The sequence below is a fragment of the Streptomyces sp. ADI95-17 genome (assembly GCF_003846175.1).
Lineage (GTDB): Bacteria > Actinomycetota > Actinomycetes > Streptomycetales > Streptomycetaceae > Streptomyces > Streptomyces sanglieri.
This window is the reverse complement of the sequence record NZ_ML123063.1, coordinates 1-2593: the sequence shown is the minus strand read 5'-3', so window position 1 is coordinate 2593 and position 2593 is coordinate 1. Positions and strand designations below refer to the sequence as shown.

At 65.1% G+C, this 2593-nt stretch carries 2 protein-coding genes; both read right to left on the bottom strand.

The features are described 5' to 3' along the window. Positions 1-70: 70 nt before the first annotated feature. Positions 71-811: a phosphotransferase family protein gene (locus EES42_RS44495; protein ID WP_124723871.1), complete on the bottom strand. Its 741-nt coding sequence runs from the start codon at positions 809-811 to the stop codon at positions 71-73. A 62-nt stretch (positions 812-873) separates the two neighbouring features. Continuing rightward, on the bottom strand, positions 874-2475 hold the full coding sequence (locus EES42_RS44490; protein ID WP_124723870.1) for an ISL3 family transposase: 1602 nt from the start codon (positions 2473-2475) through the stop codon (positions 874-876). Between the last annotated feature and the right edge of the window lie 118 nt (positions 2476-2593).

The window sequence follows — 2593 nt, the reverse complement described above, 5'->3', positions numbered from 1 at the left end:
GGTTCTGGCACACGTTCCGTGACGGGTTTACCCTACGTATTCGAGTTCTCCAGCCTTGAATCGATCCCAGTTAGCGTAGGGCGTTCGCGAAGACAGCGCGGTTGGCGGCTGTGTGTTCGTGTTCACGCCAGGACCAGGCGATCCGGGCAAGGATCTGCCTGCTGTCAGCCACGCGTGGGTCTGGAGCGTTGAGATGTTGGCGCCACCAGTGGGCGTTGCGGTTTTGGCGGTCGAGGATGGCGTTGACGAGGTTGCCGCGCTCGGAGGTATCGAGTCCGTAGGAGTTGGCGAGAATTCTTACCTGGTGTGCCTGTGCGTGGGGGGATGGGGCTTGCGGCTTGGAGGAGATGCACCAGGTCCAGGCCATGTACCCGAGGTCTTCCAGGGGGTTGCCAGGTGCTGCTGTATCGAAGTCGATGAAGGCCATTGGTCGGCCTTGTTGGAAGACGACGTTGTTCGGGCCTGGATCGTGATGGCAGACGACCGGAGAGGTTCCGGTAAGGCGGCAGCTGCGAGTGGCCTCATGCAGCGAGCGCAGAAGAGCGCCGGCAGCCGCAACCTGATCGTCTTTCCAGAGCTGGAATCTGGCTGGTACTCGGCCAGGCACGTAGGTAAATGTGTCGCGGCATGCGCTGTCGAGTCCGAGATAGCGTGGTGCGCCTTTAAAGTTGCATTGTTGAAGGTGGTTCAGCAGTTCGGCGACGAAGGCTGACCTGGCAGTGACCGGCCTGCGGACGGTGTCGCCAACGCGGACGACCCCCGGAGTGATACGCCCTCCGGACAGTGGAACTTCGCCCTCTTCTGTGTGCATGGCACCAGCATCTCGCCTTCTGGCCGCTCTGGGTGACATCCGCTTTGAGCCTCAAAGCCCGTTCACGGAGCGAGCAGCACGCGTTTCCGAAGGAGCTGGAATCCGGCGCGGCCGAACATCTGGCGTTTGAGCATCTTGATCCGGTTGACGTGTCCTTCGACTACGCCGGAATTCCAGGGCAGGGTGAGGCCGGCGATGACGGCATCGCGGTCGCGGTCAATGCCCGCAGCGAGGGTGTGCAGGCTGGGCAGGTCGTCCTTGCGGACGGCATCGAGCCATTCGGGAAGCCGTTGGCCCTGGCGCTCAGTGAGCATCTGAGCAAAGGACCGGACGTGTCCGGTGAGGGCATCGAGTTCGGGGCAGTTGGCCAGGACAGCTTTGAGTCGGAGTTGTTCAATCTCGGTGAGGGATTCCGGGCGGCTGAGGATCCATCTGGTCACCACCCGCGGTGCCGGTGGCTGTGCGGTCACCGGGCGGGGCGAGGCGCGCTTCTTCCTGATGTAGGCGCTGACAATGCCGTAACTTCCCTGGTAACCGAGCGGGACGATCTCCTTCCAAAGCTTCCAGGCGTTGGTGCAGCCCTCGTTCCAGCGGTCGTCCAGGTAGGGCTTGTACTCGTCCAAGGCGGAGGTCCGGTTGAACTGCCACTGCCCACGGAAGAGGTCTTCGGGCTTGGCGGCGTCGGCGAGGCTTTTGACGGTGCGATGGGTCATGTGGAGCTGGCGGCCGATAGAACGGCGGCTGTGGCCGGCTTCCAGCAGTGCGTGGACGGTGGCATGCCTGGCTCGGATACGGTTGGCGAACCGGTCGCTCTGCCAGGGGGAGGCCAGCTCTTCGGGCGGAGTGGGCTCGACGCGTTGTTCCTCGGCTGGTTCGGGGATGAGAACGCGCAGGCACTGGCGGTGGCGGGCGACGGCCCGCTCGGCAGCCTGGCCGAGGTTGTTCCAAAGGTGCCAGCGGTCAGCAACCTGGGTCGCCTGGGGCGCCCCGGCCGTGGCACCTTCCGCGAAGAACGGAGCCCGGTCCCGGCAGACCACTTCGATCCCTGGTCGCTTCGTCAGCCACTCGGCCAGACTGGGTGCCTCCCGGTCGGGCAGCAGATCCACTGGTCGACGGGTCTCGACATCCACCAGCACCGTGCCGTAGACGCGGCCCTTGCGCGTCGCGTACTCGTCGACGCCAACCACCCGCGGGGACGGCGTCTCCGGCTCGGGCAACGCGTCGAGCAGGCGCAAGATCGTGCTGCGGCTGACGGACACCCCGAAGGCCCGCGCCAACCGGGCACCGGCCCGGCCGGCGAGGGCGAGACCGACCGCGGCAAGGGTCGAACGCAGGCGCTCGGTCCACCGGCTGTGCCGCCGGGTCAGCCCCGGCAGTTGCTCGACGAACGTCCACCGCCCGCACGAAACGTTCCGACAGAAGAACCGGCGGACCCGTAGGGAGAGGACCACTCTCCGTCCCGCGCTGGGCACATCGGCAGGAAACCGCAGGTAGGAGCTATGTATTCGGCTCGACCGGCTGGCGCAGTCTGGACACGCAGCCCCGGCCGCCGTACACCGGGCCTTGACGCGTATCGCCTCGTTGCTCACGTCCACCGACTGCACCGTCACATCCGCGAGCAACGGGAACAACAGCTCCTGCAACCGGAGCAAAGTCTCTTCCACGACGCTGAACTGTCGGCCACACCGAGATCGGCCCAGGTCGTTTTCACACAACTTCCAGGAGATTGATCCGAGCAGCAGCCATCACTCAGCGTGTCCCCTCACGGAAAGCGAGCCAGAA